Raw genomic sequence first — 2,770 nt, 5'->3', positions numbered from 1 at the left:
CGTCTTCGCTGGCAAGCCAGCTCCCACAAATAACGCGGATTCACCCTCGTTTTGTGAGCGACGCAAAACCCTGTGGGAGCCGGCTTGCCGGCGAAGGCGTTTTCCAGGCCGATGCATGACATAAGGCCGCCACCCTGATCATTACAACAAAAATGAATTAACTTACTATTGTGTAATATTACACGGAGCGATAGATTTATTCACAACCTGTAATGATCTGGAAAGACAATGAAACCTTGCGTAAAAAGCCTGGTGCTCGAACTGCTGGTCGCTAAAAACGGCGTTCCCCTGCAGGTCAGGGAAGCCATCGTCGCCTGCGAGCTATTCGGCATCAGTGAAAACAACGTCCGGGTCACCTTGGCGCGCCTCACTATCGAAGCATTGCTCGAAGGTGCGGGCCGAGGCAGTTATCAGCTGGGGCCGCAGGCCAGGGACATCTCGGCGCAGTTGTTCGAGTGGCGCAACGTGGAGCAGCATCTGCGGCCGTGGGACGGCAGTTATCTGATGGTGGCATGCAACGCCCTGGGGCGCAGTGATCGCAACATCTTGCGCCAGCGTGAACGGGCCCTGCACATGCTGGGTTTCGCGGAGCTGGACAAAGACCTGTACGTGCGCCCGAACAATATCTCGCCTGATATCGAGTCGTTGCGTCGACGTTTGATCGAACTCGGCCTGGAACCGGCCGCACTGGTTTTCCAGGCCCGGGGCTTCGAAGAGGCGCAGACGCAGCGCATACAAAACCTGTGGAAGGGTGAGTTGCTCGACGACAGCTACCGCCGCCATTGCGAGCAATTGGAAAGCTGGACGCTGCGCGCCGGGCAACTGAAGCCGGACATGGCCGCACGCGAATCTTTCATCCTCGGCCGCGAAGGCATCCGCCAGATCGTCTTCGATCCCCTGCTACCGGAACCTATGGTCGATGTAGCGCTGCGCACAGAGTTCTTTGCCTGTACCCAGCGATTCGTGGATCGCGGCCACCAGATCTGGCGCACCTTTCTGCAACAGCCCTGAAGACTCAACTGACTCATCACCCGGGCCGGAACCTGGCCCTTGATGTCGAGGATAGACATGCATAACAAAACCAAAATCAGCGATATTCTCAGCCGCGACGAAATCAAAGCCTTCAGTGAACGCTCAGACCTCTGGGGTGCCTGGGCGGTGGTGTCTACCTGGGGCGTGTTGGCCTTGGCCTTTACAAGCCTGGCCTGGGCCCGCGAACTCTTGCCCTGGTGGGGATTCAGTCTCGCCCTGATCGTGGGTGTGGTGATTATTGCCGGACGCCAGTTGTGCCTTGGCATTTTGCAGCACGACGCCGCGCACGGAACATTGTTCAAGAGCAAATGGTGCAATGACGTACTGGTCGATTGGTTGTGCGCCCGGCCGATCTGGAACGAGCTGCGCAAATATCGTCCCTATCACCTGACTCATCACGCCAGGACCTCATCCGTCGACGATCCCGATCTCTGCCTGGTTGCCGGATTGCCTACGACGCGCCGCTCCATGATGCGCAAGTGCCTGCGTGATCTTTCAGGCATTACCGGCCTCAAGTTCCTGGCGGGACGCGTGCTGATGGATGCCGGCGTGCTGCAGTGGTCGCTCACCAGCGACATCCGCCGCCTGCCGCAGGCAGGTCGTCGCTGGTGGGACTACCCACGGACCTTTTTCAGAAACGCCAGCGGCATGCTGCTCACCAACGGCCTGCTCCTTGCCGCATTCTGGATCAGTGGACAGCCGTGGTTGTACGGCGTGTGGGTGCTGGCCTATGTCACGCCGTTCCCGTTGTTCATCCGCATTCGTTCCATGGCGGAACATGCCTGCCTGGAATCAGGCACGGACGTCCTTCGCAATACGCGAACCACACAGGCCGGTTTGATCGCCCGCGCTTGCGTGGCGCCTATCCGGGTCAACTTCCACATCGAGCACCATCTGATGGCATCGGTGCCGTATTTTCGCCTGCCGAAGTTGCATGCTCTTTTGCGGCAGCGCGGCATCGTGCCGCCACCACCCACTTACTGGCAGGTGCTCAAGCGTGTGAGCCAGCGAGCTCACGCCGTCTGATGGATGAATACTGTTCGCCCCAGACTCAAAAGCCGAAATACACAAAAGCCGTAGCTGCCGCCATACCCCAGGCGAGCAACGCCATGACCGTTGAATTTTGCGGTAACCCGGATTCGCTCAATCGCTGAAAACCGGGCCTCGCAACACCGGCCTGTACGTAATAACCCTGCCTGATTGCCCGGTAGGTTTGCCGCAGGCCGACCAACAGAAACAGGGTGATCAGGCCAAGGGCAAGGCCTCGCCTGACAGCCGGTTTAGCCAGGGCTGCAAGGTGATCCTGCTCGCAGGCAACGCTATTGAGTTGCACAACGGTAATTCGTTGATAGTCCGTCACAGAGCGCTTTTGCCCCACCTGCATCGCCGCCTGTTGCTCCAGATCCAGCACCTGATACTTCCAGAGTGTTGACGATCCTTCTCGGCAGAAGGTAAACGCGGCAGGACTTGATACGGAGATAATGCAAGCGTCGTTGATATCCAGTTTTTCCAGCGTTTCCATGGCTGACCTGGTGAAGTCCAGGTCGAAGACCGAAGCGGCCCCGGTAGCAGAAGCCGCGACGGAAACCAGTAGGCTGCTCAAGATGCAGATGGCTGAAATGTTCACGGCCAGGTTTCCCCTTTACCATTTTTTTGATTTCGCAGCTCGGTTCCAGCCTGCTTTGTTGAGCTCCAGTACGCTGCTGGCACCCCGACTCACGATGGGTCATCGAGTGGA

Annotated in this window: 3 protein-coding genes; 2 read left to right on the top strand and 1 reads right to left on the bottom strand. The window is 58.2% G+C overall.

Features of this window, described 5'->3' with window-relative positions; translation table 11 throughout:
• The first annotated feature begins 228 nt into the window (after positions 1-228).
• Positions 229-1,011, top strand: a complete 783-nt coding sequence (locus PMI26_RS00035; protein ID WP_007981105.1) for a PaaX family transcriptional regulator C-terminal domain-containing protein — start codon at positions 229-231, stop codon at positions 1,009-1,011.
• A 57-nt stretch (positions 1,012-1,068) separates the two neighbouring features.
• Positions 1,069-2,058: a fatty acid desaturase family protein gene (locus tag PMI26_RS00040; RefSeq protein WP_007981103.1), complete on the top strand. Its 990-nt coding sequence runs from the start codon at positions 1,069-1,071 to the stop codon at positions 2,056-2,058.
• 25 nt (positions 2,059-2,083) lie between these two features.
• Here the strand turns inward: PMI26_RS00040 and PMI26_RS00045 are convergent, their stop codons facing one another.
• Positions 2,084-2,659: a hypothetical protein gene (locus PMI26_RS00045; protein ID WP_033048539.1), complete on the bottom strand. Its 576-nt coding sequence runs from the start codon at positions 2,657-2,659 to the stop codon at positions 2,084-2,086.
• Positions 2,660-2,770: the final 111 nt, after the last annotated feature.

Origin of the sequence: Pseudomonas sp. GM33 (assembly GCF_000282295.1) — a bacterium.
GTDB classification, from domain to species: domain Bacteria; phylum Pseudomonadota; class Gammaproteobacteria; order Pseudomonadales; family Pseudomonadaceae; genus Aquipseudomonas; species Aquipseudomonas laurylsulfatiphila.
The sequence above is the reverse complement of the archived record's forward strand: the minus strand, read 5'-3'. Positions and strand labels throughout refer to the sequence as shown.